Here is a 3,228-nt window from a genome sequence, read left to right as displayed (position 1 = left end):
GGGGCCTCGGGGATGGCGGCGCCGGGCGTCACACTGGGGCGCGGGGCGTCGATCCGGTGGTCCTGCCAGCCCAGATCGGCCGAAAAGCGCGCCCGCTCGCCCCGCCGGTCCAGGTTCAGGCCCACCACGCGCAGGGTGTTGGTCTGGTCCTCGACCGAGGCTTCGCCGCCCCGGCCGGCGACGTTCAGGCGCGCGCCCCATTCATCCTGATCGCCGAACCGGCGCGCCAGATCGGCCGCGGCGTAGATTTCATCGGCGCCGGACACGCCCGCCGTCAGACGGGTCAGCGGTCCATTGGCCCGCTTGGGCGTCAGGTTGAAGGCGCCGCCCACCCCGGTTCCGCCCGGCGCCGCCCCGTTCAGAAAGGCGCTGGCCCCGCGAAAGACCTCGACCCGCTCGATCAGCTCGGCCGCCACGAACTGGCGCGGCAGAACGCCGTACAGGCCGTTGTAGCTCATATCGTCCGAATAGACCGGGAAGCCCCGGATCACATACAGTTCCTGGAAGTTGCCGAAGCCCTTGGTCACCCGCACCGTCGGATCGTTCTGCAACACGTCGCCGATCCCGCGCGCCTGCTGATCCCGCGCCAGTTTTTCGGTGTAGCTGGTGGTGGAGAAGGGCGTGTCCATCATGTCCAGATTGCCCAACAGGCCGACCCGACCGCCCCGCGCCACCTGGCCGCCCGCCGCCGGCGCCGTCAGATTCACCTGCGACCCCGTCACCACGACCTCGCCCAGCTCGGTCGGCGCGGCCGGCCCCTGCTGCGCCAAGGCGGGGGCGGCGAGGCTCAGGGCCAGGAGGCTGACGGCGCAGGCGAGACGGATCGGGCGGGCCATGATCTGCAACATATTCTCAAGAACAGAAAGGCGGGCTCCATACGCGCTTCTGCAACTGGTTTGCAATGGCAAGGCGGTGTTCGGCGCCCGGCCATCTTGCCGCACCGGCTCAGGGGACTAGGGTCGAGAGCCGCCACCCTTCTGAACGCCCCCCCTCTTCAAAGGAGACGCTATGCTCAGCCTCGCCCTCGCCCTGCTCGCCGGTCCCGTCTCCAGCGAGGTGACCCTGCCCGCACAGCCCGCGCCCCTGCACGGAACCCTGTTGGCGCCCGACAGCCCCGCCGCCGTCGCCGTGATCCTGCCGGGCTCAGGACCGACGGACCGCGACGGCAACAGCCCCATGGGCGTTTCCGCCTCCACCTATCGCCTGCTGGCCGAGGGGCTGGCGGCGCAGGGGATCGCCACGGTTCGGATCGACAAGCGCGGCATAGCCGCCAGCGCTGCGGCCGGTCCGGCCGAGGCCGATCTGCGCTTTGACGCCTATGCGGCCGACGCCCGCGCCTGGGCCGCCGAGGCCGCCCGTCGCGCCGACAAGCCCTGCGCCTGGCTGATCGGCCACAGCGAGGGCGCCCTGGTCGCCTTGAAGGCCGTCGAGGGTGGAGACGATAAGGTCTGCGGCCTGGTCCTGCTGTGCGGCGCCGGCCGCCCCGCGGGCGTGGTCCTGCGCGAACAGCTGGAAAAGGGCCTGCCCGAGCCGCTGAAGGCCCCGGCCTTCGCCGCCCTGGCCGAGCTTGAGGCCGGCCGCACCGTCGCCGATCCGCCCCCGGCCCTGGCGGCCCTGTTCCGTCCCTCGGTCCAGCCCTATCTGATCTCCTGGCTGCCGCTGGACCCCGCCGCCCTGCTCGCCGCCTATGACGGCCCGGTCTTCATCGGCCAGGGGACGACCGACCTCCAGGTCGGGATCGGCGACGCCCAGGCCCTGGCCGCCGCCGACCCCAGGGCGACGCTGAAACTGTGGGACGGCGTCAACCACATCCTGAAAACCGCCCCCGCCGCCCGCTCCGCCAACCTGGCCACCTACGCCGACCCGGCGTTGCCGCTCGCGCCGGGCGTGGCGGAGGACGTGGGGGCGTTCATTCGGGCGAACGATGAACACTGAGTTCAACTTGGGAAGCGGACATACTCAGCGTCGCTCATGGGTGGAAAGCGGGCCTCATCGGTGTCAACGTTTCGAGATGCGGCAAGCCCTGTTCATCGTCTCCCTGACTCTGCTGGCGAGTTGTTCGGAACCATCACCTGATCCTGACTTCGCCTCCCCGAGCGCCAGGAACGCCGTTTCATTCGATGTGGCTTACCAAGTCACTGAGGGCGTCTTCCAGGGCATGTATCTCTTTGTTGATCCGAGGTCGGGTGAAACATGGCCTGAATACAGAGACGAACGGGAAGCCGTCGCAAAGGGCGGGTTCGGCGATCCTCTGACGCCATGCAGCCGAGGATCAATCCGTTGCTACCAGACGCGGGGTGGACAACCGCTCCTGTCGTCGCTTCCACCGCCTGATTTTCTGAACGGTGAGTTTCGCTACGCCACACGCCCTCGGACCTACTGGTCATGGCCGTGCACCGAAATCAGCGCCACTTCAAAGCGCGGCGCTACGACAAGCGTGGTCTGCCCGGTCGTAGGCTTGGTGGAGTTTTCCGTCGCCGCAACAAACGACTCTCGTCAGGTTCAGCGTTTCCAACTGAGGAGCTTTAACGGCCTCTTCGCCCAACGCTGAGTGTCCGCAATCGATCGGGATCGGACTATCGGGCAAGGGCGCTCAGCGAACCTGATCAAGTGCGATCTTGATCCGGCCCAAGGTCTGCTCCGCAGTCGCCCTATCCAAGCCCATACGAGTCTCGAACTCCCATTCAGGGATTGCGTCGGGGCCGTGACAGACCTCGTTAAGCGCATTGTTGATCGCCACTAGATCATCGGCGGTCATTTCGACAGTCAGCCGGTTGTGGGAACTCATGATCGCTACCCCTTGCAGACCGAGCAGCGTGCCTTCCGCGTTGGATGTCCGCAACGGGTCGAAAGCGCACGGTGGATCAACGCAAGCGACGAACCAGCTTGTGCCCCAGATAGAAAACACCCGACCCGCCAGCGAAGACAGCCGTTCCCAAGAGAAACCACAGTGGGTTTCCGTCGCTCTGAACGCCAGGGAGGAAGCTTGCGACAAAGCCGGCGAAAGAAATTGCGGCGCCTATGCCGCCGAGAGCGCAACCCCACTTCAGCATGGTTCCCGAGCCCTGCATGGGGCGGAGGCGCGTTGCTAGCTTCGACGTTGGGACTTCGTAATCCGGTGCTGACATGGTGGCTCCTCTCTCGAGAGCGTGGCATTTCCCCAGATGGTCCGCAATGGATCGAAAGCGCCCATCCAGCCTACGCCCCAAAAGAAACGCCCCCTACCCC

Annotated in this window: 3 protein-coding genes; 1 reads left to right on the top strand and 2 read right to left on the bottom strand. The window is 66.9% G+C overall.

Annotated features, from left to right (window positions below):
* The coding region (locus AC07XS_RS15770) for a TonB-dependent receptor plug domain-containing protein (protein WP_182715205.1) at positions 1-848 on the bottom strand (848 nt) is incomplete at its 3' end.
* Between the two features lie 160 nt (positions 849-1,008).
* On the opposite strand from AC07XS_RS15770, the gene AC07XS_RS15765 reads away from it, so the two are divergent.
* Positions 1,009-1,935: an alpha/beta hydrolase gene (locus tag AC07XS_RS15765; protein WP_182715204.1), complete on the top strand. Its 927-nt coding sequence runs from the start codon at positions 1,009-1,011 to the stop codon at positions 1,933-1,935.
* 658 nt (positions 1,936-2,593) lie between these two features.
* Here AC07XS_RS15765 and AC07XS_RS15760 read toward each other — a convergent pair.
* The gene (locus tag AC07XS_RS15760) at positions 2,594-2,788 is read right to left on the bottom strand and encodes a hypothetical protein (RefSeq protein WP_182715203.1); all 195 of its coding nucleotides are present in this window, start codon (positions 2,786-2,788) and stop codon (positions 2,594-2,596) included.
* Between the last annotated feature and the right edge of the window lie 440 nt (positions 2,789-3,228).

The sequence above is a fragment of the Brevundimonas sp. GW456-12-10-14-LB3 genome (assembly GCF_059424365.1).
This window is presented reverse-complemented; position numbering and strand designations above follow the sequence as displayed.

Excerpts from the sequence above, each read along its gene's own strand:
- AC07XS_RS15760 (WP_182715203.1), bottom strand. The coding sequence starts at position 2,788 with ATGAGTTCCCACAACCGGCTGACTGTCGAAATGACCGCCGATGATCTA.
- AC07XS_RS15765 (WP_182715204.1), top strand. The coding sequence starts at position 1,009 with ATGCTCAGCCTCGCCCTCGCCCTGCTCGCCGGTCCCGTCTCCAGCGAG.